The organism is Streptomyces sp. JLBJ103 (genome assembly GCF_058215575.1).
The window spans coordinates 2,082,146-2,108,310 of the sequence record NZ_CM177089.1; the positions used below are offsets into that span (position 1 = coordinate 2,082,146).

Genomic DNA, 26,165 nt, shown 5'->3' on the forward strand with positions numbered 1-26,165 from the left:
CGCACACCGCGAAGCGATCGCCCCGCCGGACCGGTTGATCCCGGTCCGGCGGGGCGATCGCCGTATGAGCCGTCGTTGAGTGGTGAGGGGCGGGCCTCAGCGGGCGCCGTGCTCCTCGACCAGTTGCCGCGCCCGCTTCACATCGGCCGCCATGCGCTCCAGCAGCGCCTCGATCGAGTCGAACTTCTCCTGGCCCCGCAGATAGGCGAGAAAGTCCACCTGGACATGGAGTCCGTACAGATCCAGTCCGACCCGGTCGATCGCATACGCCTCGACAGTCCGCTCGGTGCCGTTGAACTGCGGGTTGGTGCCGACCGAGATGGCCGCGGGCATCGCCTCGCCCTCGGCGGTGAGCCAGCCCGCGTAGACGCCGTCGGCGGGGATCGCGGTGTGCGGCAGGGTCTCCAGGTTGGCCGTGGGGAAGCCCAGTTCCCGGCCGCGCTGGGCACCGCGCACCACCACGCCCTCGACGCGGTGCGGACGTCCGAGGACCTCCATGGCGCCCGTGACGTCCCCATCGGCAACCAGCCTGCGCACCAGCGTGGACGAGAACGCCTCGCCGCCGCCCGCCTCACCGCGCTCGTACAGGTCGATGACCTCGACCTCGTAGTCGTAGGTGGCGCCCAGCTCGCGCAGGAACGCCACGTTCCCGGCGGCCTTGTGGCCGAAGCGGAAGTTGGGACCCTCCACCACCACCCGGGCGTGGAGCTTGTCGACCAGCACCTTCACCACGAAGTCACCCGGAGCGAGCCGGGAGAACTCCGCCGTGAACGGCAGCACCAGCACCGCGTCCACCCCGAGCTCCGCCATCAGCTCCGCGCGCCGCTGGTGGGTGGCGAGCAGCGGAGGGTGGCTTCCGGGGCGTACGACCTCGCTGGGGTGCGGGTCGAAGGTGACCACGACCGCCGGTACGCCCAGCTCACGCGCACGTGCCACCGCGCGGCCGATGATCAGCTGGTGTCCTCGGTGCACCCCGTCGTAGGAACCGATGGTGACGACGCTGCGTCCCCAGTCCTCGGGGATGTCCTCCAAGCCACGCCAGCGCTGCACTTTGCCCGCTCCTCGCCCGAACCTTTGTCTGTCGACTTCGCAGGTCTAAGAGTGCCATGCCATCGGCACGTACTTTGCATCGGTGGCCACTCCTGGCGCCCGGCCCCGGGTTCACCACGGTCGCCAGGGGCCTCGCGAGACCTCATGCGCCCCCTTTCACTCCCGTGATGCCTTCCGGGCGCCCGCACGATGGGGTGAATTCTCCGGCGGCAGCGGAAAGACACCGTGAGGGGAAGAGATCGGGGGGTCGCAACGCACCGCAGGACGGCACAGGCCGCCCCGCGGTGCGGGACGGCCCTCAACGGCGGCCAGGGGCTCGGGCTCCGGCCGAAGCCGAGCGGGCAGCCGGCTCAGACGAAGACGGCCAGGCTCTTGGCCTTGCCCTTCGACTCCTCCACCAGGGCCAGGAAGCGCCCGTCCGGATCGAAGACGGCCACCGGACCGCCCGGCCCCTCCCCCGGCGTCACCGGGCGCATCGCGATCCGTACGCCGTTGCCCAGCAGCCGGGCCTGGTCGGCGTCCACGTCCCAGCGCGGGAAGGCGGCCGCGGCGGCCTCCGCGATGGGCATGATCGTCAGGGACTCCTCCAGCCGCTCCAGCGTCTCGGCCGCCGCCAGCCCGTACGGCCCGACCCGGGTGCGCCGCAGCGCCGTCAGATGGCCGCCGACGCCCAGCCCGGCGCCCAGGTCGCGGGCGAGCGCCCGGATATAGGTGCCGGAGGAGCAGACGACCGTGACGTCCAGGTCCAGGACGGCGGTGCCGTCCTCCGCCTTCGTCTCGCGGTGCTCGTGCAGCGCGAAGGACGAGACGGTCACCGGCCGCGCCGGGATGTCGAAGTCCTCGCCCTCACGGGCCCGCGCGTAGGACCGCTTGCCGTCGATCTTGATGGCGCTGACCTTGGACGGCACCTGCTGGATGTCGCCGGTCAGCGCGGCGATCCCGGCCTGGACCGCGCCGAGTTCGACCCCGGCGGCCCCGTGCGCGGCGGTGATCTCCCCTTCCGCGTCATCGGTGACGGTGGTCTGGCCGAGCCGGATGGTGGCCGTGTACTCCTTCTCGGTCAGCGCCAGGTGGCCGAGCAGCCGGGTGGCCTTCTCGACACCGATCACCAGGACGCCGGTGGCCATGGGGTCCAGCGTGCCGGCATGGCCGACCCGCCGGGTCCCGGCGAAGCGGCGCATCCTGGCGACGACGTCGTGCGAGGTGTAACCGGCCGGTTTGTCGACGATCACCAGGCCGTCCGGAGCACCGGAGCCGGCCCTGCCCTTGCGCGTCATACGTCCGAGGAGCCCTTGGCGTCGTTCTCGTTCCCGTTCCCGTCCTCGTCCGCGGTCTCGCCGGGCTTGCGGTACGGGTCGGCGTCACCCGCGTACTCGGCGCCCGAGGACGCCTCGCGGACCTGCGCGTCGGCCGCCTTGGCCTTGGTGAGCAGATCGTCGATGGTGCGGGCGTTGTCCGGGAGGGCGTCGGGGACGAACGTCAGGGTGGGGGTGAACCGCACCCCGGTCTGACGGCCGACCTCGGAACGCAGCACGCCCTTGGCGCTCTCCAGGGCCGCGGCGGAGGCGGCGCGCTCCTCGTCGTCGCCGAAGACCGTGTAGAAGACGGTCGCATCCCGCAGATCGCCGGTGATCCGGGTGTCCGTGATGGTCACATAGCCGAGCCGCGGGTCCTTGATCCGCCGCTGAAGGGTCTCCGCGACCACAACCCGGATGCGGTCCGCCAGCTTGCGTGCCCGCGCGGTGTCGGTCATGCGTCTACTTCTCTCTTCTTCGCTTCGGTCATCGATGGCCGGGGTGGTCGTCGACGGTGGTCGTCACCGCCGGGTTCCCCGTCTGTCACTCGTCATCGCCGCCGTGGAGCCGCCGTCGTACCGACAGCAGCTCCACCTCCGGCCGCCCCGCGACCAGGCGCTCACAGCGGTCCAGAACGTCCGTGAGGTGGCCCGGGTCCCCGGAGACCACCGCGAGGGCGATCTGTGCCCTGCGATAGAGGTCCTGGTCGCCGACCTCCGCCACGCTGACCGCGAATTTGCGGTGCAGCTCGGCGACGATCGGCCGGACGACGGAGCGTTTCTCCTTCAACGACCGTACGTCGCCAAGGAGCAGGTCAAAGGACAACGTCCCTACATACATGCAGTCCGGGTCAAGCCACCCGTGGGGCCTTGAAGGTGCGGGCTTGGGTTGAGGCTCCTCGAACCGTACACGCAAGGGCCGGGGCCGATCGACGGAAATTTCCCGCCGACCGGCCCCGGATGAGAGCCAGCGCGTCAGCCGCGCGGCTTCTCGCGCATCTCGTACGTCGCGATGACGTCGTCGATCTTGATGTCGTTGTAGCTGCCGAGGTTGATACCGCCCTCGAAGCCTTCGCGAATCTCGGTGACGTCGTCCTTGAAGCGACGCAGGCCCTCGATGTTGAGGTTCTCCGCGACCACCTTGCCGTCGCGGAGGAGGCGGGCCTTGGTGTTCCGCTTGACCTCGCCGGAGCGGATGAGCACACCCGCGATGTTGCCCAGCTTGGACGAGCGGAAGATCTCGCGGATCTCCGCCGTACCGAGCTCGACCTCTTCGTACTCCGGCTTGAGCATGCCCTTCAGGGCCGCCTCGATCTCCTCGATCACCTGGTAGATGACCGAGTAGTAGCGGACGTCCACGCCCTCGCGCTCGGCCATCTGCGTGGCACGCCCGTCGGCGCGCACGTTGAAGCCGATGACGATGGCGTCGGAGCCGGTCGCCAGGTCGATGTCGGTCTCGGTGACCGCACCCACACCGCGGTGCAGGACGCGCAGGTCGACCTCTTCGCCGACGTCGAGCTGGAGCAGGGAGGACTCGAGGGCCTCCACCGAACCGGACGCGTCGCCCTTGATGATGAGGTTGAGCTGCTGCACCTGACCGGCCTTGAGCACCTTGTCCAGGTCCTCCAGGGAGACCCGGCGGGTGCGCTTGGCGAAGGCCGCGTTGCGCTCGCGCGCCGCACGCTTCTCGGCGATCTGGCGGGCGGTGCGGTCCTCGTCGACAACGAGGAAGTTGTCGCCCGCGCCGGGCACGTTGGTCAGACCGAGCACCAGGACCGGGGTGGCCGGTCCGGCCTCCTCCAGCGCGTTGCCGTTGTCGTCGAGCATCGCCCGGACACGGCCGTAGGCGTCGCCCGCGACCATCGTGTCGCCGACCCGCAGCGTTCCGCGCTGGACCAGGACGGTGGCCACGGCGCCGCGGCCGCGGTCCAGGTGCGCCTCGATCGCGATGCCCTGCGCGTCCTGCTCCGCGTTGGCGCGCAGGTCGAGCGAGGCGTCCGCGGTGAGGACCACGGCCTCCAGCAGGCTGTCGATGTGCAGGCCCTGCTTGGCGGAGATGTCGACGAACATGGTGTCGCCGCCGTACTCCTCGGCCACCAAGCCGTACTCGGTCAGCTGACCGCGCACCTTGGTCGGGTCCGCGCCCTCGACGTCGATCTTGTTGACCGCGACCACGATCGGCACGTCGGCCGCCTTGGCGTGGTTCAGCGCCTCGATCGTCTGGGGCATCACACCGTCGTTGGCCGCCACCACGAGGATCGCGATGTCGGTCGACTTGGCACCACGGGCACGCATGGCGGTGAACGCCTCGTGACCCGGGGTGTCAATGAAGGTGATCTTGCGCTCTTCCTCGTTGACCTCGGTCGAGACCTGGTAGGCACCGATGTGCTGGGTGATGCCACCGGCCTCGCCCGCGACCACGTTGGTCTTGCGGATCGCGTCCAGCAGTCGGGTCTTACCGTGGTCGACGTGACCCATGACGGTCACGACCGGCGGACGGGAGACGAGCATCTCCTCGCCGCCCTCGTTCTCGCCGAACTCGATGTCGAAGGACTCGAGAAGCTCGCGGTCCTCCTCCTCCGGGCTGACGATCTCGACGATGTAGTTCATCTCGTCGGCGAGCAGCTGAAGCGTCTCGTCGGAGACCGACTGGGTCGCGGTGACCATCTCGCCGAGGTTGAGCATCACGGCGACCAGCGACGCCGGGTTGGCGTTGATCTTCTCCGCGAAGTCGGTGAGCGAGGCACCACGCGACAGCCGGACCGTCTGGCCGTTGCCGCGCGGCAGCATCACGCCGCCGACGGACGGGGCCTGCATGGCCTCGTACTCCTGGCGCCTCTGCCGCTTCGACTTACGGCCACGGCGAGCCGGACCGCCGGGACGGCCGAACGCGCCCTGCGTGCCACCACGGCCACCGGGACCACCCGGACGACCGCCGAAGCCGGGACGGCCACCGCCGCCACCGAAGCCGCCGCCACCACCGGGACGACCGGCGAAACCGCCGCCACCACCGGGACGACCGCCGCCGCCACCGCCGGGACGACCGGCGAAGCCGCCGCCACCACCGGGACGACCGCCGCCGCCGGGACGACCGGCACCGCCGGGACCGCGGCCGCCGCCACCGGGGCCCGGACGCGGGCCCGCGGCGGGACGCTGCGGCATCATGCCCGGGTTCGGACGCGGACCACCGGGGCCGCCGCCGGGACGCGGGCCGCCACCCTGGGCGCCCTGCGGACGGGGCATCTGGCCCGGAGTGGGCCGGGGACCGCCGGGGCCGCCCTGACCGCGGCCGGGACCGCCCTGACCGCCCTGCGGGCGCGGGCCGGGGCCACCCTGGCCGCCGGGACGCGGGGCGCCGCCGGGACGGGGCGCCTGCGGGCGCGCCATACCGGTCGAACCACCGGACGTGAAGGGGTTGTTGCCCGGCCGCGGACCGGCCGGACGGCCGCCCGGACGCGGACCGCGCTCGCCACCGGGGCGCGGCGCACCGGAACGGGCACCCTGGCCGCCCTGGCCCTGACCACCCTGGCCCTGGCCCGGAGCACCCGGACGGGCGGGGCGCGGACCGGGCGTGGCACCCGGCTTCGCGGGCGCGCCCGGCTTGGCCTGGGCCGGCTTGGGACCGGCGGCCGCCGCCGGGGCGGTGAACTCCGGCTGCTGCGGTGCCGCGGGCTGCTGCGGTGCCGCGGGCTGCGCCGGACCCGGCTTGGGGCCGGGCGTCGGACGGGCCGCGGGCGTGGGACGCGGGCCCGGGGTGGGCGCCGCGGGCGTGCTGCGGGGAGCCTCGGCGGCGGCCGGCTTGGGGCCGGGCGTCGGGGGCTTGGGGGCAGCCGGACGGGCCGAAGCACCCGGACCGGGTGTCGGCGGCTTGGCGGGCGTCGCCTTGCGCGGCGCCGAGGGCTTGCCGGCGGCGCGGCCGGAACCGTTGCCGCCCTGGAATGCGTCAGTCAACTTGCGCACAACCGGCGCCTCGATGGTCGAGGACGCCGAACGTACAAATTCACCGAGTTCTTGGAGCTTGGCCATGACGACCTTGCTCTCAACTCCGAACTCCTTGGCGAGTTCGTATACCCGGACCTTAGCCACTTCGCTCCTTTGAGGTCCGGGTTACGCCGGACCGTCGCTACTTCATGGGCGTACTCATCGCGTACTCATCGAGTGCTCATCGCAATCTCGACCTACTTCCGACTCGCGAGGTACCTGACCGCACGGTGTCCCGTGCCGTTCTTCCAACTACTTACGGTGATGCCTGCTCACCCTGCTCGACACAGCGGCGCACGTCCGTGATGTCGAGCGTCCCCGGCCCCCTGAAGGCCCGAGGAAAAGCCCGGCGGCGGACCGCCAGGTCGAGGCAGACCGGTGTGGGGTGCACATACGCACCCCGACCGGGCAGCGTACCGCGCCGATCGGGGACACAAACGCCCTCGACCGCCACGATGCGCAGCAGATCCTTCTTGGCCGCCCGATCCCGGCATCCCACGCAGGTTCTCTCAGGGCAGGCACGAGCACGCGCGCGGCCAGACACTGCTTAAGTCTACCTCCCTGTACCGACCTCACCCCTCGGGGGGAGTGATCGAACGATTACTCGTTTTCGGCTGGATTCCGGGCCACAGCGGCTTGAATCAGCCTTGATCACCGGGCTGTTCGGTGTCGGGCCGGATGTCGATCCGCCACCCGGTCAGCCGCGCCGCGAGCCGGGCGTTCTGCCCTTCCTTCCCGATGGCGAGGGACAGCTGGTAGTCCGGCACGGTGACGCGCGCCGAGCGCGCCGCCAGATCCACCACCTCGACCTTGCTCACCCGCGCGGGGGACAGCGCGTTGGCGACCAGCTCGGCGGGGTCGTCCGACCAGTCGACGATGTCGATCTTCTCGCCGTGCAGTTCGGCCATCACACTGCGCACCCGGCCGCCCATCGGGCCGATGCACGCGCCCTTGGCATTCAGACCCGAACGGGTGGACCTGACCGCGATCTTGGTCCGGTGACCGGCCTCGCGGGCGATGGCCGCGATCTCCACCGAGCCGTCCGCGATCTCCGGCACCTCGAGCGCGAAGAGCTTCTTCACCAGATTGGGGTGGGTACGCGAAAGGGTCACCGACGGACCGCGCACGCCCTTGACGACGCGGACGACATAGGTCCGCAGCCGGGTGCCGTGGGCGTAGTCCTCACCGGGCACCTGCTCCTGCACCGGCAGGATGGCCTCCAGCCGGCCGATGTCCACCAGCACGTTCTTGGGGTCCTTGCCCTGCTGGACGACACCGGCGACCACATCGCCCTCACGCCCCGCGTACTCGCCGAAGGTGATCTCCTCCTCGGCGTCCCGCAGCCGCTGGAGGATGACCTGCTTGGCGGTCATCGCGGCGATCCGGCCGAAACCGGAGGGGGTGTCATCGAACTCGCGCGGTTCGGCGCCCTCCTCCAGGTCCTCGGCGTCCTCCTGGGCCCATACCGTCACGTGGCCGGTGTTGCGGTCCAGCTCCACGCGGGCGCGGCGGCGGCTTCCCTCAGTGCGGTGATAGGCGATGAGGAGGGCCGATTCGATCGCCTCGACCAGCAGGTCGAAGGAGATCTCCTTCTCTCGCACCAGACCCCGCAGGGCACTCATGTCGATGTCCACGGCTACGCCTCCTCCTTGCTCTCATCGCCCTGACCAGCGGGCTTGCGGTTGAACTCGATCTCCACCCGAGCCTTGGAGATCTCCTCGAAGGGCAGCCGCCTGGCGGTGGGCTTGCGCCCCTTCACGCCGGGCACCTCCACATCGAGCCCATCGTCGTCCACGGCCGTGATCCGGGCGACCAGCTCGCCGCCGTCGGTCAGCCGGGCCCGCATGAGGCGGCCGGTGGCACGGCGGTAGTGGCGCGGTTCGCTCAGGGGGCGCTCGGCGCCCGGAGAAGTGACCTCGAGAACGTACGGGGTGGTACCCATCGCGTCCGTCTCGTCGAGCGTGCTGGAGATGTCGCGGCTCAGCTCCGCGCAGGTGTCCAGCTGCACGCCGTCGTCGGAGTCCACGACGATCCGCAGCACACGACGCCGCCCTGCGGGGGTCACCTCGACCTCTTCCAGATCCAGCTCTCGCGCGCTGACGAGCGGTTCCAGCAGTCCGCGCAGCCTCTCGCTCTGGGTGGTGCTCATCCGGGTGACTCCTCGGCCGCGTGTGCTGTTGTGGGAAGGTCGCGTCTCAGATCAAAGCCTATCTGTTCCGGCGGCGGGCTGACGATTCGGTGGGCGCTGCCGGGCTTCGGGCTCCCGCGCGGGTACGCTCGCCTGCTGTGATCACTAACGGCGGCCGGGAGCTGCCGCAGCCCGGAAAGAGGAACGTGTCGATCAGCACGCCCCCACCAGGCCCCCCGTCCCCCACCGGCACCTCCCCCGCGGCCCCGGGCTCGGGAACGCCCCCACGGCGTGCGCTGCTGCTCGGCGGCGGAGCGCTGGGGGCCCTCGCGCTGCTGAGCGGCTGCTCCGACGACTCCGAGACCCGGCCCGGCACCGGCGAGGCCGCGAGCGTCGCAAAACTCCGCGCCACCGGCGCGCGGGACTCCACCGCACTACTGGCACGCTACGACGCGACCGTGAACGCGCACCCCGCCCTTGCGAAGCGCCTGGCACCGCTGCGGGCGGAGACCGCACGGCACGCCGCCGCGTTCCGCGGCCACGAGCGGTCCGCCTCCCCCACCGCTTCCGGGGCACCCTCGGCGTCCGCATCGGCCTCCGCGCGGCGGGAGCGGCCGTCCGCGGTGCCCAAGGACGAGAAGCAGGCCCTCGCCGCGCTCGCCCAGGCCGAGCGGCACATCGCCGACACCCGCACCACCGCCCTCGTCACCGCGCCGCCCGAACTCGCCCGGCTGCTGGCCTCCGTCGCGGCCTGCGGCGCCGCCCATGTGTATCTGCTGGCCCAGGACGGCTCGGGCTCATGACCACCGCGAAGGGGTACTGACATGGCCTCTCGACCAGGCCGTACGGCCGGCGGCAGCCGCGCCGCGGCGCTCAGAGCCGCACAGGCCGCGCTCGCCGCCGAACACGCCGCCGTCTACGGCTACGGCGTCGTCGGCGGCCGGATCGGCGACAACCGCCTCGCGGAGGCCCGCGAGGGGTACGCGGCGCACCGCGCACGCCGGGACGCGCTCGTCCGCACCGTGCGCGACCTCGGCGGCACCCCCGCGGGCGCGGCGCCCGCCTACGCACTGCCCTTCGCCGTACCGGACGCCGCCGCCGCGGTGCGGCTCGCCGCGGAGCTGGAGAGCCGTATCGCCGCCGTCTACGCCGATCTCGTACGGGCGGGTGACGCCTCGCTGCGCCGTCAGGCGGCGGGCGCGCTGCGAGAGGCGGCGGTCCGGGCGGTGCGCTGGCGCGGCAGCGGCGTAGCCTTCCCTGGACTCACCGAACACGCTGCCTCGGCCGCCCCGTCCTCGTCGGCGAGCGGTCCGGCCGACGCGCTGTGACAGAGGCCGTGAAGCGAACGGTGATGGTGATGACGTTGATGGAGGGGACGGCTCAGGCATGGCATCGGCACCGCAGCCCGGTGGACGGGATACGGCCGCCTTCCACCCGCCGAAGCGGCTGCTGGACGCGCTGAGCGACGCTCCGGAAGGCCCCGTCCGCAGCTGGCTGGACGCCCTGCCGGAGACCGTGGGGCAGCTGCTCGACGCCTGGGAGCTGACCCCGGAGCGGGTGGTGACGCCCGGCGGCCTGGGCAGCCTGGTCGCCCTGGTACGGCAGGCGGACGGCACTCCGGCGGCGCTGAAGCTGCCCGTCCCCGGGCCCGAGGCGGAGCGGGAGCGCGCGGCGCTCGCGCACTGGAACGGATGGGGCGCGGCCTGTCTGCTGCGCGCCGACCCCGACACCGGTGCGCTGCTGATCGAACGGCTGAGCAGCGCTGTCTCGGTGCGTTCGCTGCCCGAGGCGAAGGCGCTGCTGGAGGCGACGGGCACGGTACGGCGGCTGTGGGTACCGCCGCCCGATGAGCACCCTTTCGACACGGTCGCGGAGCGCACCGGCGCGGGCCACGAGGTGGAGCTGCTGCTCCCCGCCGGGAGCTGGGCGGCCGACGCGCGCCCACTGGCCGAAGAGGCGGTGCGGCTGCGGGCGGAACTGCTTGCGGAGCCTCCCGAAACGGTCCTGCTGCACGGTGACTTCCGGCAGGGCAAGGTGCTCGCCGGGGAACGGGCGCCCTGGCTCGCGGTGGGCCCCGCCCCGCTGGTCGGCGAGCGTGCCTACGACCTGGCGCAGCTGGTGCTCGACCGCTGCGAGGACCTGGCCGCGGGCTCCGGCCCGGCCGCGGCGGCCCGCCGCCGGGTGGCCAAGCTGGCCGACTCCCTGGACGTGGACCGCGACCGGCTGCGGGGCTGGACCCTCTACCGCGCGGTGGCCACCGCGCGGCACCACGCCGACGCCGGCCACCGCCCCCGCGCCGAACTGCTGCTGGAGTTCGCGGGCTGGCTCTGAGGCCCGTCTTCACAGGGGCCGCCCCGGCGGCCACGCGTCCCCGCCCCGGCACGCCGCCCCGGCACGGTCCGCCGCCCGGCGCGCCATGCTGGGGCGGCGGGCCGGGCGTCGTTCCGTAGGGGGTGTCAGGCGGTGAGACGGGCGATGGCGTCGTCGATGGGGAGTTCCTCGCGCTCGCCGGTGCGACGGTCCTTCAGCTCCACCACGCCGTCCTTGGCGCCGCGGCCGACGACCAGGATGGTCGGGACACCGATCAGCTCCGCGTCGGTGAACTTCACGCCCGGGGAGACGCCCGCGCGGTCGTCGACCATGACGCGCACGCCCGCCGTGCCCAGCTTCTCCGCGATGTCGACGGCCAGCTCGGTCTGGAGGGCCTTGCCCGCGGCGACGATGTGGACATCGGCCGGGGCGACCTCGCGCGGCCAGCACAGACCGGACTCGTCGTGGGTCTGCTCGGCGAGGGCGGCCACCGCGCGGGAGACGCCGACGCCGTAGGAGCCCATGGTGACGCGGACCGGCTTGCCGTTCTGGCCGAGCACATCCAGCTGGAAGGCGTCGGCGTACTTGCGGCCGAGCTGGAAGATGTGGCCGATCTCGATGGCCCGGTCCAGCTCGATGCCCGCGCCGCACTTCGGGCAGGGGTCGCCCGGCTCGACCACGGCAACGTCCAGGTAGTCGTCGACGTCGAAGTCACGGCCGCAGACGACATTGCGGGCGTGGGTGTCGGCCTTGTTGGCGCCGGTGACCCAGGCGGTGCCGGGGGCGACGCGCGGGTCGGCGATGTAGCGGAAGGACTTCCCCGCCAGGCCCTGCGGGCCCACGTAGCCGCGCACCAGGTCGGGGCGGCCTTCGAAGTCCTCGGCGGTGACCAGCTCGATCTCGGCGGGGGCGAGGTGCTCCCCCAGCTTGCCGAGGTCCACCTCGCGGTCGCCGGGGACGCCCACCGCGGTGATCTCGCCGTCGACCTTGATCAGGAGGTTCTTCAGGGTCGCGGAGGCCGGGATGCCCAGGTGCTCGGCGAGGGTCTCGATGGTGGGGGTGTCGGGGGTGTCCACCTCCTCGACGGGGCCGTGGGTACCGCCCTCGACGGGCGGCACGGTCACCGTGTAGGCCTCGGTGTTGGCCGCGTAGTCGCAGTTCGGACAGTCCACGAAGGTGTCCTCACCGGCCGCCGCCGGGGCGAGGAACTCCTCGGAGGCCGAGCCGCCCATCGCGCCGGAGACCGCGGAGACGATGCGGTAGTCCAGGCCCAGGCGCTCGAAGATCCGGCGGTACGCCTCGCGGTGCAGCCGGTAGGACTCGGCCAGACCCTCGTCGGTGGTGTCGAAGGAGTAGGAGTCCTTCATCAGGAACTCGCGGCCCCGCAGCACACCGGAGCGGGGGCGGGCCTCATCCCGGTACTTGGTCTGGATCTGGTAGAGCGTGACCGGCAGGTCCTTGTAGGACGTGCACTGGTCCTTCACCGTCAGAGTGAAGATCTCCTCATGGGTGGGGCCGAGGAGGTAGTCACCGCCCTTGCGGTCCTTGAGGCGGAACAGCAGGTCGCCGTACTCCTCCCAGCGGCCACTGGCCTCGTACGGCTCCTTGGGCAGCAGCGCGGGCAGCAGGACCTCCTGGGCGCCGATGGCGTCCATCTCCTCGCGGACGATCCGCGCGACGTTCTCCAGGACCTTCTTGCCGACCGGCAGCCAGGTCCAGATGCCCGCCGAGGCGCGGCGGACGTAACCGGCCCGGACGAGCAGCTTGTGGCTGGCGGTCTCGGCGTCCGCCGGGTCTTCGCGCAGCGTCTTCAGCATCATCGTGGACATGCGCTGGACGTTGACGGCGTGGGCCATGAGGTCTCTCCTGCGTGCGGTATGGGATGTGCAGGAGGTTAGCCGCAGGTGCGCACAACCGGGAAATGCGTTGTGCGCGCGCGGTCCCTGAGGCGGCTCAGCGGCGCAGCGGAAGGAGCGCCCCCATGACCGCGTACGGGCTCGGCGCGCTCGGGAAGAGCACCCGGCGGGCGAGGTCGGTGTAGCCGAGGGACCGGTACAGACCGCGGGCGGGGCTGTCGGTGTCGATGGCGGACAGCAGGGAGCGCGGCTGGCAGACGCCGTCGGTGATGGCGGTGATCAGCCGGCGTCCGATGCCGCGGTTCTGGTAGGCGGGGTGGACGTGCAGTTCGGTGATGACGAAGGAGTCGTCGAGCCAGTCCTCGTGTCCGGCGGCGCGCAGATAGGGCTGGACGACGGTGGACCACCAGTGGGTGCGGTCGTTCGGCATGCCGTAGACGAAGCCCACGAGCCGGCCGGTGGGGGTGGTGGCGCCCAGCGCGCGGGCGCCGGGGCTGGTGAGGTGGCGCAGCACGATATGGCGCCGTACGCCGACCTCCTCGGCCGTGAGCCCGAAGGCCACGGCCTGGACGGCGAGGGCGTCGTCCACGCGCGCGGCGAGGTCGAGCGGCCCGACGGCGACGCCTTCGGAGTCCGGGAACCGCTCCCCGGGCAGATGCACCATGGGCCAGACCCTACTGGGCCGTCGATCAGAACAGCACACTCATGAAGGCGCCGACCTCCTGGAATCCGACACGGCGATAGGCAGCGCGGGCCGCGGTGTTGAAGTCGTTGACGTACAGGCTCACCACGGGGGCGACCTCGTGCAGGGCGTAGTTCAGCACGGCGGCCATCCCGGTCTCGGAGAGTCCGCGGCCGCGGTACTCGGGGGCGACCCAGACGCCCTGGATCTGGCAGGCGTGCGGGGTGGCGGCGCCGATCTCGGCCTTGAAGACCACCCGGCCGTTCTCCACGCGGGCGAACGAGCGCCCGGCGGTGACCAGTTCGGCGACCCGGGCCTGGTAGAGCAGTCCGCCGTCACCGGCGAGCGGGGAGACGCCGACCTCCTCGGTGAACATGGCCACGCACGCGGGCATGATCACGTCCATCTCGTCCCTGCGGATCCGGCGCACCAGCGGGTCGGGCGGGACACCTGCGGGCATCGAGGTGGTGACCATCAGCGGCTGGTGGGCGCGGACCTCGCGGGCCGGTCCCCAGCTGGGCTCGAGCAGGGACCACAGCTCGGCGGTGGTGTCCGCGGGGCCGACGATGGAGGAGCAGCGGCGTCCGGCCCGGCGGGCGCGCTCGGCGAAGCCGCGGACGGCCTCGGAGGTGGCGCAGATGGGGACCAGGTTGGCCCCGGCGTAGCAGAGCGACTCCAGCCGTCCGCCGGTGTACCAGCCCCACATCTCGCCGCCGAGCCGCCACGGATCCAGACCGGCCACCTGGACCCGGGCGGCGACGAAGGCATTGGACACCGGGTCGCGGTCGAGGACCGCGAGGGCCGCGTCGAGCTCGCCGGGCTCGAGGACCCTGGTGGTGGAGGTGGTCAGCACGCGAGTGTTTGCCTCACCGGTCGCGGGCCTGCGGGCCGGACGCGGGCCTGCGGGCCAAGAGGGAGTCGATTCTCCGCACTGTACCCCGCAGTCGGAGCGGGCCACCTGCGGCGTGGTCCGCACCCGCACGCTCCGGCCGGGCCGGATAGGGATCGGGAGGCCGGATACGGGCGGCGGGACTCAGCCGCTGATGGAGACCTGGGGCTCGCCGGAGGCGATGCCGTCCTTCTCCATCTGCTCGGCGATCTTCATGGCTTCCTCGATCAGGGTCTCCACGATCTTGGACTCGGGCACGGTCTTGATGACCTCGCCCTTGACGAAGATCTGGCCCTTGCCATTGCCGGAGGCCACACCGAGGTCCGCCTCCCGCGCCTCACCGGGACCGTTGACCACACAGCCCATCACGGCGACACGCAGCGGCACCTCGAGGCCGTCCAGACCCGCGGTGACCTGGTCGGCGAGCTTGTAGACATCCACCTGGGCGCGGCCGCAGGAGGGGCAGGAGACGATCTCCAGACGGCGCTGGCGCAGGTTCAGCGACTCCAGGATCTGGATGCCGACCTTGACCTCCTCCGCCGGAGGCGCCGACAGGGAGACGCGAATGGTGTCGCCGATGCCCTCGCTGAGCAACGCGCCGAAGGCCACCGCCGACTTGATCGTGCCCTGGAACGCCGGCCCGGCCTCGGTCACCCCCAGGTGCAGCGGGTAGTCGCACTGCGCGGCCAGCTGACGGTAGGCGTTGACCATCACCACCGGGTCGTTGTGCTTCACCGAGATCTTGATGTCCCGGAAACCGTGCTCCTCGAACAGCGAGCACTCCCACAGCGCCGACTCCACCAGCGCCTCCGGCGTGGCCTTGCCGTACTTCTCCAGCAGCCGCTTGTCCAGCGACCCCGCGTTCACCCCGATCCGGATCGGCACCCCGGCGTCCGAGGCCGCCTTGGCGATCTCCTTGACCTTGTCGTCGAACTGCCGGATGTTCCCCGGATTCACCCGCACCGCCGCACACCCGGCATCGATCGCCGCGAACACGTACTTCGGCTGGAAGTGAATATCGGCGATCACCGGGATCTGCGACTTCCGCGCGATCACCGGCAGCGCCTCGGCATCGTCCTGCGAGGGGCACGCCACCCGCACGATCTGGCAGCCGGAGGCGGTGAGCTCCGCGATCTGCTGGAGGGTGGCGCCGATGTCCGCGGTCACCGTCGTCGTCATCGACTGCACCGACACCGGAGCGTCACCGCCCACCGCCACCGACCCGACCTGGATCTTCCGGCTGACCCGGCGGTCGGCGAGCTTGGTCGGTACGGACGGCATGCCTAGCGAAATCGCAGTCATCTGGCGAGCAACCCCAAGGTATGTGACAGGCCCGAGATCAGCGGGCTCCGCGTCCGAGATTACGGCACGGGGCCGGGCGCCAGCACACCCGGACCCGAAGTCCACCCAAAGGTGAACTTCGGGACATATCGGGCCATCAGGAGATTTTCACCGGGTTCACGACGTCGGCCACCAGCACCAGCAGGGTGAAGCAGATGAAGACCCCCGCGATCACATAGGCGACCGGCATCATCTTGGCCACGTCGAACGGCCCGGGGTCGGGCCGCCGCACCAGCCGCGCGACATGCCGCCGTACGGACTCCCACACCGCGCCCGCGATATGTCCGCCGTCCAGCGGAAGCAGCGGCAGCATGTTGAACAGGAACAGCGAGAGATTGAAGCCCGCGACGAGGAACAACATCGTCGCGATCCGCTGCGAGGGCGGGATGTCGAGGTTGGCCACCTCGCCGCCGACCCGGGCCGCGCCCACGACGCCCATCGGGGAGTCCGCCTTGCGCTCACCGTCCCCGAAGGCCGCGTTCCACAGGTCGGGGACCTTGGAGGGCAGGTCGAGCAGTGAGTCGATGCCGTCCTCGACCATGGTGCCCATACGGTCCACGGACTGTCCGAAGGACTGCTGGACCACACCGTTGGCCGGAGTGAAGCCGAGGAAGCCCGCGGTGACGTACTTGCCCTCGACATAGCCGCCGTCCCCGTCGGACTTGGCCACCTGGTTCTTTATGAGATTGGCGTGCAGGGTCTTGCGGACGCCGTCCCGCTCGACGGTGATCGTGGCCGGTCCGGTGGTCGTCCGGATGTCCTGCTGGAGAGTGCTCCAGTCGGGCGTCGGATGGCCGTTGAAGGCGACGATCTTGTCACGGGGCTTGAGCCCGGCGGCCTTGGCCGGGGAGTCCTTGGCGCTCTTGGGGCAGGTGTCGGTGTTGGCCGAGGCCCGGACCACACACTCGGAGACGGTGCCCACGCTGGTGGTCTGGGTGTTGACGCCGAAGGACATCATCACGCCGAGGAAGATCACCACGGCGAGGACCAGGTTCATGAACGGCCCGGCGAACATCACGATCACGCGCTTCCACGGCTTGCGCGTGTAGAACAGCCGGGACTCGTCCCCCGGCTGGAGCTCCTCGAAGGCGGCCGACCTGGCGTCCTCGATCATGCCCCGCCAGGGCGAGGTGGAGCGTGCGGCGATCTTGCCGTCGTCACCGGGCGGGAACATCCCGATCATGCGGATGTAGCCGCCGAGCGGGACCGCCTTGACGCCGTACTCGGTCTCCCCCTTCTTGCGGGAGAAGATGGTCGGCCCGAAGCCGACCATGTACTGCGGGACCCGGATGCCGAAGAGTTTGGCCGTGGAGAGATGGCCGAGCTCATGCCAGGCGATAGAGAAGAGCAGGCCGACGGCGAACACCACTATGCCGAGGACCGTCATCAGTGTCGTCATGCGCAAGCCTCCGGGGTCGCCTTCGCCGCACGGGCGGCCAGTTCACGGGCGCGGGCACGCGCCCAGGTCTCGGCCTCGAGGACGTCCGCGACGGTGAGCTGCGTTCCCGCGGTGGGGGTGCCGTGCTCGGCCACCACCTCCGCGACCGTATCGACGATTCCGTTGAAGGGCAGCTTCCGGCCGAGGAAGGCGTCCACGCACTCCTCGTTCGCCGCGTTGAAGACGGCGGGCGCGGTACCGCCGAGGGCGCCGACGTGCCGGGCGAGGTTGATCGAGGGGAACGCCTCGTTGTCCAGTGGGAAGAACTCCCAGGTGTGGGCCTTGGACCAGTCGCAGCCGGGCGCGGCGTCCGGCACCCGCTCGGGCCAGCCGATGCCGAGCGCGAGGGCCATGCGCATATCGGGCGGGCTCGCCTGGGCGAGCGTGGAGCCATCGGTGAATTCAACCATCGAGTGGATATACGACTGCGGGTGGACGACCACCTCAATCCGTTCGAAGGGAATGTCGTAGAGGAGATGCGCCTCGATCACCTCCAGCCCCTTGTTGACGAGGGTCGCGGAGTTGATCGTGATCACCGGGCCCATGTCCCAGGTGGGGTGGGCCAGCGCCTGATCGGGAGTGACCGCGGTCAGCTCCTCCTTCGAACGGCCGCGGAAGGGGCCGCCGGAGGCGGTGACGACCAGCTTGCGCACCTCTTGGCGGGTACCGCCCAGCAGCGCCTGGAAGAGGGCGGAGTGCTCGGAGTCGACAGGGACGATCTGGCCGGGCTTGGCGACGGCCCGCACCAGCGGCCCGCCGACGATGAGGGATTCCTTGTTGGCCAGCGCGAGCACCCGGCCCGCCTCCAGGGCGGCCAGGGTCGGCGCCAGGCCGATGGAGCCGGTGATGCCGTTGAGCACGGTGTGGCACTGGGAACGGGCCAGCTCGGTGGCCGCGTCGGGCCCGGCCAGGATCTCCGGCAGCGGTTCACCGGGGCCGTAGTGCGCGGCCAGCGCCTCGCGCAGCTCGGGCACCGCCTCCTGCCGGGCGACCGCCACCCTGGCCACCCGCAGCCGGTGGGCCTGCTCGGCAAGCAGCCCGGCCCGCCCGCCGGCGGCGGACAGGCCGGTCACCCGGAAGCGGTCGGGGTTGCGCAGCACCACGTCGATGGCCTGGGTGCCGATCGATCCGGTGGAGCCCAGGATCACGAGGTCGCGCAGGGCTCCGGCGGCGGCGGTGGCCGCCGGGAAGCTCAGATGCGGGTCAGCCAGGGATTCCGTCATCCCCCCATTGTGGCGGCTCGGGGGGACCCACTCGACGACACCCCTGCCAGCCCCCGCCCGGCCCTCCCCGGCCCTGGGATCACGGGCCGGGGGGCCTACGGCGGGCGGGGGTCTCAGCGGATGGGGCGGTGGACGTTGTCCTTCGCCGAGGGGCCGGGGGTGGCGTCGGCGATCCAGGGACCGTCGTCGCTGGGGTCGAGCACCCCCTCCTCCAGCCAGGTGTACGAGCCGGAGAGCACCCCGGAGACGACCTTGCGGTCGAGCTCGTCGGTGTTGGTCCACAGCCGGCCGAAGAGCTCCTCGGCGCGGATCCGGGCCTGTCGGCAGAAGGCGTCGGCCAGCTGGTACGCCTCCACGCCGTGGTCACCGCGGTTGCGCAGCATCTCGGCCCGCACACAGGCCGCGCTCATCGCGAACAGCTCCGCGCCGATGTCGACGATCCGGCCGAGGAAGCCCTGCTTGGTCTCCATCCGGCCCTGCCAGCGCGACATGGCATAGAACGTGGAGCGCGCCAGCTTGCGCGCCGAACGCTCCACATAGCGCAGATGGGGCGAGAGATCCCGGTGGCCCTCAGGGTGGAACTCACCGTAGGAGCGGGGAAGTTGCCCGGGGCCGGTGACCAGGCCGGGCAGCCAGCGGGCGTAGAAGCCACCGGCCTTGGCGGCCGCCTTGCCCTTGTCCGACAGGGACTTGTCCGGATCGATGAGGTCGCCCGCCACCGACAAATGGGCATCGACGGCCTCGCGGGCGATGAGGAGATGCATGATCTCCGTGGAGCCCTCGAAGATCCGGTTGATGCGCAGATCGCGGAGCATCTGCTCGGCGGGGACGGCCCGTTCGCCGCGGGCCGCGAGTGAGGCCGCCGTCTCGAAGCCGCGGCCGCCGCGGATCTGGACCAGTTCATCGGCCATCAGCCAGGCCATCTCGCTGCCGTACAGCTTGGCGAGCGCCGCCTCGATCCGGATGTCGTTGCGGTCCTCGTCGGCCATCTGGGAGGCCAGGTCGATCACGGCCTCCAGCGCGAAGGTGGTCGCCGCGATGAAGGAGATCTTGGCGCCGACGGCCTCGTGGCGGGCGATCGGCTTGCCCCACTGCTCACGGGCGGCGGACCACTCACGGGCGATCTTCAGACACCACTTCCCGGAGCCCGCGCACATCGCGGGCAGTGAGAGCCTTCCGGTGTTGAGCGTGGTCAGCGCGATCTTGAGCCCGGCGCCCTCGGGGCCGATCCTGTTGATGGCGGGGACCCGCACCCGGTGGAAGCGGGTCACGCCGTTCTCCAGGCCGCGCAGCCCCATGAAGGCGTTGCGGTTCTCGACCGTGACGCCCTCGGACGCCGTCTCGACGACGAAGGCCGTGATCCCGCCCTTGTGCCCCTCGGACCGCGGCACCCGGGCCATGACCACGAGCAGATCGGCGACCACGCCGTTGGTGGTCCACAGCTTGACGCCGTCGAGGACGTAGTCGTCCCCGTCCGGGACCGCGGTGGTGGCGAGCCGGGCCGGGTCGGAGCCCACATCCGGTTCGGTGAGCAGGAACGCCGTGATGTCGGTGCGGGCGCAGCGCGGCAGGAACAGGTCCTTCTGCTCCTGGGTGCCGAACAGCTTGAGCGGCTGCGGCACACCGATGGACTGATGGGCGGAGAGCAGCGCGCCGACGGCGGGGCTGACGGAACCGGCCAGGGCCAGCGCCTTGTTGTAGTAGACCTGGGTGAGGCCGAGCCCGCCGTACTTGGTGTCGATCTTCATGCCCAGGGCGCCGATCTCCTTGAGGCCGTTGATGGTCTCGTCGGGGATCCGGGACTCGCGCTCGATGCGGGCGGCGTCGATCCGCGTCCCGCAGAACTCGCGGAGCTTGACGAGGAACGCCTCCCCGCGGCGCACATCGTCGGGTGCGGGGGCGGGGTGCGGATGGATCAGATCGAGTCGGAAGCGGCCGAGGAACAGCTCCTTGGCGAAACTCGGCTTGTGCCATACCTGCTCGCGGGCGGCCTCGGCCACCTGGCGCGCTTCACGCTCGGACACCGGCCTGACGGATGATGCGGTCATCGGTGCTCCCTTGCCGCGAATGACGATCTCGTGACATTACCGGCACGTACCGCTGCCAGTGTGCCTCCGGTCGGGCACTCCGGCAAAGCGGGCGGACGCGACGATCCTCCGCGGATCTCCGAGTGGGGCGCGAGGGAGCCGTGCCACGCTGCCCGTGGGAGGACCGGGACCGGCCCGCCCCGGCTTCTCCGGCTGAGGGTCCGCGGAAGCCGGGACGGGTCCACGAGCGCCTCCGGGGGTGCGGGACCGGCCCGGGGCAACCTCTCAGGACGTTTTCCGGTACTTCACCCAGGACCCTGTCCGCTCAGGCTCGATTCGCCCCCCGTGTGGCATGTCTCCTGCCACACTCCCCCTGGGAGATCCAGACGTTCTGGGGGTGCCGCGCATGGGGGGAGATCGGCCTTTCTGTCCATCCCGCGCTCCGTGGGACGAGGACCGGCAGGACGGCGGGCCGGACGCCGGGGACAGCTCCTGGGCGCGTTCCGGCGGCGGCTCCCCGTACGGCTTCCAGGACCGTCCGGCGTACCGTCCCGGCCCTGGCCGCGCGGGCCCGGACGATCCGCGCGCCCTGGCCGCCATCGGGCTGCGGCTGGCCCGGCGCGGGGACGCCGACGGGGCACGGCAGTGGCTGACGCGGGCCGCCCGCACGGACGACCCGGAGGTGCTGTGCGCCGTCGCGGGTGTGCACCACCAGGTGCTCGGCGACCCCGGTGCGGCACGGCCCCTCTACGAGCGCGCCGCGCGGTACGGCTCCACGGACGCCATGCGGACCCTGGGCGCACTGCTCACCGACCAGGAGCCGCGGCCGTCCGCCGACGCCGGGCGCCGACCGCGCGAGGAAGCCGCCGTCACCATCGACCCCGGTGATCCGCTCACCTCCGCCGACGGGCTGCGGCTGGCCTACGTCCGGACCGGCGATCCCCCCTTGCTCGAACTCGCCCTGGACATGTGCCGGCTGGCGGTCCAGACCTACCGGGGCTCCGCCCGCACCGACCGCTACGCGCTCGCCCTGTCCACCCTCGGCGTACTGCTGCGCATGGCGTACGAACGCGAGCGCTCCCCGGGGTTGCTGGCCGAGGCCGTCGAGACGGGGCGGGCGGCGGTGGCCGCCTCCTCCCGGGAGGACCCGGAGTACGCCCGGCATCTGTCCGGGCTCGCGGGCTCCCTCCAGGAGGTCTTCGAGCGGTCGGGCGACCTCGCCGTGATCGACGAGGCCATCGCGCTCTACCGCACCTGTCTGTCCGCCGTTCCGCCCTCCCATCCCGAACACGCCGGACTGCGGACGGACTTCGGCACCTGCCTGCTGCGCCGGGCCCGCCAGGACCCGGACGCCGCGCTCCTGGACGAGGCCGTGCACGCCGGGCGCTCGGCGGTGCGCGGCACTCCCCCGGATCATCCGCGCTATCCGACCGCCCTGAGCAATCTGGCCGCCGCTCTGTTGCAGTACGCGCTCGTCACCGTCCAACTGCCCGCCCTGGACGAGGCCGTCGACGCCTACGAACGCGCGCTGGAGACGTTCCCGGCCGGACATCCGGCCCGTGAGCGCACCCGGGAGGCGCTGGCCACCTGCGCCCGGGTCCGGCAGGCGGTGCACGCTGGCCGCGGCACCACCCAGCGGCCCCGGACCGCGCGGCACGGCGCGGCCGCCGGGGCCGCCGCCGTGCTGCGGGAGGCGGCCGCCCGGCTCGCCGGGTACGAACGCGACCGCGCTCTGCCGGATCTGGAGGCGGCGGTGGCGGGCTTCGAGTCCGTGCTGCGGTCCTCCGCCGACGCCGGGCTGCGTGCCGCGGCGGCGGACGGACTGGGCACCGCCGCGCGGTCGCGTTACGAGCGGGGCGGGGAACGCCGCGATCTGGACCGCGCGGTCGATCTGTTCGCGGACGCGCTGGCGATGAGCCCGCCGGACGATCCGGAGGCGCCCGCCGTGCGGGCGCGGCTGTCCGCGGTGCTGCGGCTGCGCTGGCGGCTCACCCACGACGGTGAGGATCTGACGGCCGCCGTCGAACTGTCGCGCGCCGCGCTGGCGGCAACCGCGCCGGAGGATCCGCGCCGCCCGGAGCTGCTGTCCGGACTCGCCGGAGGGCTGCTGGGGATCTTTCTGCACCACCAAGACGCCTCCGCGCTCGCCGAGGCCGTCCAGGTCTGTCGCGAGGCGCTGGCCGCCACCCCTGACGACGCCGGGGCCCGCTCCCGACTGGCCGAGGCGCTGCGGCAGTTGGCCGGGCTGGAGGGCGCGGGTGCGGCGGAGGCGCTGGACGAGGCGGTCGCGCTGGCGCGGACGGCGCTCGATGCCACCCCCGACGGCCGGCCGCTGTACGCGCGCTTCCAGTGCCGGCTGGGCATCACCCTGTACCAGCGGTTCACCGCCCGTGCCGACCTGGAGGATCTGCGCGCCGCGGCGGACGCCGCCCGGCGCGCGGTGGCGGCCACTCCGGTCGGCGACCCCGACCGGCCGGAACGGCTGAGCGTGCTGGCACAGGTCCGGCGACTGGACCATGAACGGCGGCGGGACGCGGAGGCGCTGGACGCCCTGATCGACGACGCCCGCGCGGCGGCCGAGGCGGCGCCGCCCGGCCACCGGCTGCGTGCCCAGGCGCTCACCCTGTACGCCCACGCCCTGGAACTCCGGACGGCGGACGGGCGGGACACGGGGGCACGGGGGGCGGCTGCGGCACGGTCGGCCGAGGCACGGGGGGCGGCCGAGGCCGTCCTCCGCGAGCTGGCCCACGATGCGACGGCCGCCGTGAGCGCACGCGTGCGCGCCGCCCGGGCTTGTGCGTACTCGGCGCTCTGGGCCGGCGACCTCGCCGGCGCCCTGGAGCCGTTCGCGCTCGCCGTCGAGCTGCTGCCGCGCACCGCACCGCGCCGCGGCGGCCGGTCCACCGATGAGCGTCCGCAGGAAGGTTTCGCCGGGCTGGCGTCGGACGCGGCGGCCTGCGCGATCGGGCTCGGCGCCCCGGAGCGGGCGCTGCGGCTGCTGGAGCAGGGCCGCGGAGTGCTGCTCGGCCAGGCGCTTGACCTCGGCCCGGAACCACCGGAACTGCGGGCGGAGCACCCGGGTCTGACCCACCGTCTTGAGGAGCTGCGCAAGGCCCTGGACCGCCCGGAGGAGTCGGTCTTCGGGTCCTCGGCAAGCGTCGCGGGCTGTACGGGCGCGGCGGCCTTCGCGCTGGGCGGTGAGGACCGGCACGCGCTCGCGGAGGAGTGGGAGCGGCTGACGGCGCGGATCCGTCAGCAGCCGGGTTTCGAGGGATTCCTGCGCCCTCCGGAGGTGCCGGAGCTGCTGGCCGCCCTCGACGGGCGGGGCCGGGCCGTGGTCGTGAACGTGAGCGGGCTGCGCTGTGACGCGCTGGTGCTCACCCGCCGCTCGGTACGGGTCGTTCCGCTGCCCGCGCTGAGCCGGGAGGAGGCGGTCCGACGCGCCGACGCCTTCTTCCCCGCGGTGCGCACGGCGGAGGACGCCGGGGTGGCGGAGGAGGAACGGGCCCGCGCGCGGGCCCGGGTGCGCGAGACGCTGGAGTGGCTGTGGACCGCGGTGGCCGGGCCGGTGCTCGGCGCGCTGGGCCTCACCGGCCGGCGGTCCCGGGGCACGAAGGACGGTGCGCTTCCGCGGCTGTGGTGGGTTCCGACGGGTCCGCTGACCGGGCTGCCGCTGCACGCGGCCGGGCGCCACGACGCGTCGGGCCGTCCGGCCGACTCCGTACTGGACCGGGTGGTCTCCTCCTACGCCCCCACCGTCCACGCGCTCGCCCGCGCCGTCCGGCGCGGCGCCGATGGCCCGCCGGGGCCGGAGGAACCACTGGTGGTGGCGGTACCGGCGACCGCGGAGGCGCCGGGCCCGCCCGGGGGCCGGGAGGGGGGCGCCGCGCTGACCCGCCGACTGCCCGCCGGCCGGGTGCTGACCGGTGAACGGGCCCGCCGGGACGTGGTGCTGGACACCCTCCCCCGGCACCGCTGGGCACACTTCGCCTGCCGCGCGGTGAGCGAGATCGGCGCGCCGTCGGCCGGGCGGGTGCTGCTCCACGACCACCGGGAGCGTCCGCTGACCGCCGCCGACCTCGCCCGCCTCCCCCTGGGTGACGCACGTCTCGCGTATCTGCCGGGGTGCGTGACAACGGGGACGCGGAGGGGGCCGGGCGCCGAACCGGTCCATCTGACCGCGGCGTTCCACCTCGCCGGGTACGCGCATGTCCTCGGGACGCTGTGGAGCCCCGAGGAGACGGCGGCGGAACGGATCGCGGACGCCTGCTACGCGCGGTTCACCGCGACGGGAACGGCCGGGGCCGCCCGCGCCCTGCACGACGCGGTGCGGGCCCTGCGCGACGCGCACCCGGGGGCGCCCACGCGGTGGGCCGCGTTCGTCCACGTGGGCGCCTGAGGCCGCGGGCGCGGCCGACGGCCGGTCCTACAGGTCGAGGCCGGTGAGGACCATGACCCGCTCGTAGGTGTAGTCCTCCATCGCGAACCGCACGCCCTCGCGGCCGACACCGGACTGCTTGGCGCCGCCGTACGGCATCTGGTCGGCGCGGTAGGAGGGCACATCGCCGATGATCACGCCACCGACCTCCAGCGCGCGGTGGGCGCGGAAGGCGGTCTGGACGTCACGGGTGAACACACCCGCCTGGAGGCCGTACTTGGACGCGTTGACGGCCGCGTACGCCGCCTCCTCGCCGTCGGCCTTCTGGACGGTCAGAACGGGGCCGAAGACCTCCTCGCGGGCGATCGTGACATCCGCCGGGACGTCCGCGAGCACCGTCGGGGCGTAAGCGGCGCCGTCGCGCTTGCCGCCGGTCAGCAGCTGGGCACCGGCCTGGACGGCCTCGTCCACCCACTCCTCGACACGCCGCGCGGCATCCTCGCTGACCAGCGGGCCGACATCGGTGGCGTCGTCGGTCGGGTCGCCGGTGACCTGGGCCTCGACCGCCGCGATGACCTTCGGCAGCAGCCGCTCGTAGACGGACGCGTCCGCGATCACCCGCTGTACGGAGATGCAGGACTGGCCGCCCTGATAGTTGGAGAAGGTACCGATGCGGGTGGCGGCCCAGTCGAGGTCGGCCTCGGAGGCGTAGTCGCCGAGGACGACCGCGGCGCCGTTGCCGCCGAGCTCCAGCGTGCAGTGCTTGAGCGGCACCGACTCCTTGATGGCGTAGCCGACCTTGTCCGAGCCGGTGAAGGAGATGACCGGCAGCCGCTCGTCCTGGACCAGCGCGGGCATCCGGTCGTTAGGCACCGGCAGCACGCTCCAGGAACCCGCCGGGAGCTCGGTCTCGGACAGCAGCTCACCGAGCACGATCGCGGAGAGCGGGGTCGCGGGCGCGGGCTTGAGGATGATCGGCGCGCCGACGGCGATGGCCGGGGCGACCTTGTGGGCGCACAGGTTCAGCGGGAAGTTGAACGGCGCGATGCCCAGCACGGTGCCGCGCGGGAAGCGGCGGGTCAGCGCCAGACGGCCCACGCCGCCCGCGTCGGTGTCCAGCCGCTGGGCCTCTCCGCCGTTGAACCGGCGGGCCTCCTCGGCGGCGAACCGGAAGACGGAGACGGCACGGCCGACCTCACCGCGCGCCCACTTCATGGGCTTGCCGTTCTCGTCGGAGATGAGCCGGGCGATCTCCTCGGTGCGCTCGGCGAGCCGCCGGGAGACATGGTCGAGCGCGGCGGCCCGGACATGGGCGGGCGTCGCGGCGAACTCGTCCCGGACGGCGTCGGCCGCGGCGACGGCCTCCTCGATCTGCGCCTCGGTGGGAACGCTCACCGCGCCGACGCGACGGCCGTCCCAGGGGGACGTGACCTCGAGCGTGCTCTCGCCCGTCGCCTTGCGGCCGGCGAGCCAGAACGCATGGGTGACAGCTTCGTTTGTCTCTGGCACGGCGGATCCCGACCCTTCTGGAGTGGTGGGGTGATGGTGCGGATGTCTCTGCCTCCCAC

The 26,165-nt window shown here is 72.4% G+C and carries 20 protein-coding genes; 4 read left to right on the forward strand and 16 right to left on the reverse strand.

Features of this window, described 5'->3' with window-relative positions:
- Positions 1-96 precede the first annotated feature (96 nt).
- From AC4BEG_RS08855 to rimP, 8 genes are all read right to left on the reverse strand, one after another.
- Positions 97-1,050: a bifunctional riboflavin kinase/FAD synthetase gene (locus tag AC4BEG_RS08855; RefSeq protein ID WP_490705348.1), complete on the reverse strand. Its 954-nt coding sequence runs from the start codon at positions 1,048-1,050 to the stop codon at positions 97-99.
- 350 nt (positions 1,051-1,400) lie between these two features.
- Complete coding sequence (gene truB, locus AC4BEG_RS08860; protein ID WP_490705349.1) at positions 1,401-2,327, reverse strand: tRNA pseudouridine(55) synthase TruB; 927 nt, start codon at positions 2,325-2,327, stop codon at positions 1,401-1,403.
- Positions 2,324-2,803: a 30S ribosome-binding factor RbfA gene (gene rbfA, locus AC4BEG_RS08865; protein WP_490705350.1), complete on the reverse strand. Its 480-nt coding sequence runs from the start codon at positions 2,801-2,803 to the stop codon at positions 2,324-2,326. The genes truB and rbfA overlap by 4 nt, the downstream gene beginning before the upstream one ends.
- An 85-nt stretch (positions 2,804-2,888) precedes the next feature.
- Positions 2,889-3,185 (reverse strand): DUF503 domain-containing protein, encoded by a 297-nt coding sequence (locus AC4BEG_RS08870; RefSeq protein ID WP_490705351.1) that lies wholly within the window; start codon positions 3,183-3,185, stop codon positions 2,889-2,891.
- A gap of 134 nt (positions 3,186-3,319) precedes the next feature.
- Entirely contained in the window at positions 3,320-6,430 is a 3,111-nt protein-coding gene (infB, locus tag AC4BEG_RS08875) for a translation initiation factor IF-2 (protein WP_490705352.1), read from the reverse strand.
- A gap of 151 nt (positions 6,431-6,581) precedes the next feature.
- Complete coding sequence (locus tag AC4BEG_RS08880) at positions 6,582-6,869, reverse strand: YlxR family protein (protein WP_490705353.1); 288 nt, start codon at positions 6,867-6,869, stop codon at positions 6,582-6,584.
- Between the two features lie 97 nt (positions 6,870-6,966).
- On the reverse strand, positions 6,967-7,959 hold the full coding sequence (nusA, locus tag AC4BEG_RS08885) for a transcription termination factor NusA (protein WP_254745065.1): 993 nt from the start codon (positions 7,957-7,959) through the stop codon (positions 6,967-6,969).
- A gap of 2 nt (positions 7,960-7,961) precedes the next feature.
- On the reverse strand, positions 7,962-8,474 hold the full coding sequence (gene rimP / locus AC4BEG_RS08890) for a ribosome maturation factor RimP (RefSeq protein WP_490705354.1): 513 nt from the start codon (positions 8,472-8,474) through the stop codon (positions 7,962-7,964).
- Positions 8,475-8,611: 137 nt separating this feature from the next.
- On the opposite strand from rimP, the gene AC4BEG_RS08895 reads away from it, so the two are divergent.
- The 3 genes from AC4BEG_RS08895 to AC4BEG_RS08905 are packed head-to-tail and all read left to right on the forward strand — an operon-like array spanning position 8,612 to position 10,784.
- Positions 8,612-9,256 carry a hypothetical protein gene (locus AC4BEG_RS08895; protein WP_490705355.1) on the forward strand — a complete coding sequence of 215 codons (645 nt, stop codon included), beginning with the start codon at positions 8,612-8,614 and terminating at the stop codon, positions 9,254-9,256.
- Positions 9,257-9,277: 21 nt separating this feature from the next.
- Positions 9,278-9,781 carry a ferritin-like domain-containing protein gene (locus AC4BEG_RS08900; RefSeq protein ID WP_201882729.1) on the forward strand — a complete coding sequence of 168 codons (504 nt, stop codon included), beginning with the start codon at positions 9,278-9,280 and terminating at the stop codon, positions 9,779-9,781.
- 58 nt (positions 9,782-9,839) lie between these two features.
- Positions 9,840-10,784, forward strand: coding sequence for an aminoglycoside phosphotransferase family protein (locus AC4BEG_RS08905; RefSeq protein WP_490705356.1), 945 nt, complete (start codon positions 9,840-9,842; stop codon positions 10,782-10,784).
- A gap of 125 nt (positions 10,785-10,909) precedes the next feature.
- On the opposite strand, the gene AC4BEG_RS08910 is transcribed toward AC4BEG_RS08905, so the two are convergent.
- The 7 genes from AC4BEG_RS08910 to AC4BEG_RS08940 form a co-directional block, all read right to left on the reverse strand.
- Positions 10,910-12,619: a proline--tRNA ligase gene (locus AC4BEG_RS08910; protein WP_490705357.1), complete on the reverse strand. Its 1,710-nt coding sequence runs from the start codon at positions 12,617-12,619 to the stop codon at positions 10,910-10,912.
- Positions 12,620-12,716: 97 nt separating this feature from the next.
- On the reverse strand, positions 12,717-13,283 hold the full coding sequence (locus AC4BEG_RS08915; RefSeq protein WP_490705358.1) for a GNAT family N-acetyltransferase: 567 nt from the start codon (positions 13,281-13,283) through the stop codon (positions 12,717-12,719).
- Between the two features lie 25 nt (positions 13,284-13,308).
- Positions 13,309-14,154, reverse strand: a complete 846-nt coding sequence (locus tag AC4BEG_RS08920; RefSeq protein WP_490705359.1) for a GNAT family N-acetyltransferase — start codon at positions 14,152-14,154, stop codon at positions 13,309-13,311.
- Positions 14,155-14,334: 180 nt separating this feature from the next.
- Positions 14,335-15,492 (reverse strand): flavodoxin-dependent (E)-4-hydroxy-3-methylbut-2-enyl-diphosphate synthase, encoded by a 1,158-nt coding sequence (ispG, locus tag AC4BEG_RS08925; RefSeq protein WP_490705360.1) that lies wholly within the window; start codon positions 15,490-15,492, stop codon positions 14,335-14,337.
- A gap of 136 nt (positions 15,493-15,628) precedes the next feature.
- Entirely contained in the window at positions 15,629-16,930 is a 1,302-nt protein-coding gene (locus AC4BEG_RS08930) for a M50 family metallopeptidase (RefSeq protein ID WP_490705361.1), read from the reverse strand.
- Positions 16,927-18,192 (reverse strand): 1-deoxy-D-xylulose-5-phosphate reductoisomerase, encoded by a 1,266-nt coding sequence (dxr, locus tag AC4BEG_RS08935; protein ID WP_490705362.1) that lies wholly within the window; start codon positions 18,190-18,192, stop codon positions 16,927-16,929. Before dxr ends, AC4BEG_RS08930 begins: the two co-directional genes overlap by 4 nt.
- 113 nt (positions 18,193-18,305) lie before the next feature.
- Positions 18,306-20,240: an acyl-CoA dehydrogenase family protein gene (locus AC4BEG_RS08940; RefSeq protein ID WP_490705363.1), complete on the reverse strand. Its 1,935-nt coding sequence runs from the start codon at positions 20,238-20,240 to the stop codon at positions 18,306-18,308.
- 385 nt (positions 20,241-20,625) lie between these two features.
- On the opposite strand from AC4BEG_RS08940, the gene AC4BEG_RS08945 reads away from it, so the two are divergent.
- The gene (locus tag AC4BEG_RS08945; protein WP_490705364.1) at positions 20,626-24,618 is read left to right on the forward strand and encodes a CHAT domain-containing tetratricopeptide repeat protein; all 3,993 of its coding nucleotides are present in this window, start codon (positions 20,626-20,628) and stop codon (positions 24,616-24,618) included.
- Between the two features lie 27 nt (positions 24,619-24,645).
- On the opposite strand, the gene AC4BEG_RS08950 is transcribed toward AC4BEG_RS08945, so the two are convergent.
- Positions 24,646-26,106 (reverse strand): aldehyde dehydrogenase family protein, encoded by a 1,461-nt coding sequence (locus AC4BEG_RS08950; protein WP_490705365.1) that lies wholly within the window; start codon positions 26,104-26,106, stop codon positions 24,646-24,648.
- Positions 26,107-26,165 lie beyond the last annotated feature (59 nt).

Excerpts from the sequence above, each read along its gene's own strand:
- AC4BEG_RS08915 (WP_490705358.1), bottom strand. The coding sequence starts at position 13,283 with ATGGTGCATCTGCCCGGGGAGCGGTTCCCGGACTCCGAAGGCGTCGCC.
- AC4BEG_RS08930 (WP_490705361.1), bottom strand. The coding sequence starts at position 16,930 with ATGACGACACTGATGACGGTCCTCGGCATAGTGGTGTTCGCCGTCGGC.
- AC4BEG_RS08940 (WP_490705363.1), bottom strand. The coding sequence starts at position 20,240 with ATGACCGCATCATCCGTCAGGCCGGTGTCCGAGCGTGAAGCGCGCCAG.
- truB (WP_490705349.1), bottom strand. The coding sequence starts at position 2,327 with ATGACGCGCAAGGGCAGGGCCGGCTCCGGTGCTCCGGACGGCCTGGTG.
- AC4BEG_RS08910 (WP_490705357.1), bottom strand. The coding sequence starts at position 12,619 with ATGGCCCACGCCGTCAACGTCCAGCGCATGTCCACGATGATGCTGAAG.
- AC4BEG_RS08900 (WP_201882729.1), top strand. The coding sequence starts at position 9,278 with ATGGCCTCTCGACCAGGCCGTACGGCCGGCGGCAGCCGCGCCGCGGCG.
- rimP (WP_490705354.1), bottom strand. The coding sequence starts at position 8,474 with ATGAGCACCACCCAGAGCGAGAGGCTGCGCGGACTGCTGGAACCGCTC.
- dxr (WP_490705362.1), bottom strand. The coding sequence starts at position 18,192 with ATGACGGAATCCCTGGCTGACCCGCATCTGAGCTTCCCGGCGGCCACC.
- AC4BEG_RS08945 (WP_490705364.1), top strand. The coding sequence starts at position 20,626 with ATGGGGGGAGATCGGCCTTTCTGTCCATCCCGCGCTCCGTGGGACGAG.
- rbfA (WP_490705350.1), bottom strand. The coding sequence starts at position 2,803 with ATGACCGACACCGCGCGGGCACGCAAGCTGGCGGACCGCATCCGGGTT.
- AC4BEG_RS08870 (WP_490705351.1), bottom strand. The coding sequence starts at position 3,185 with ATGTATGTAGGGACGTTGTCCTTTGACCTGCTCCTTGGCGACGTACGG.
- ispG (WP_490705360.1), bottom strand. The coding sequence starts at position 15,492 with ATGACTGCGATTTCGCTAGGCATGCCGTCCGTACCGACCAAGCTCGCC.
- AC4BEG_RS08905 (WP_490705356.1), top strand. The coding sequence starts at position 9,840 with ATGGCATCGGCACCGCAGCCCGGTGGACGGGATACGGCCGCCTTCCAC.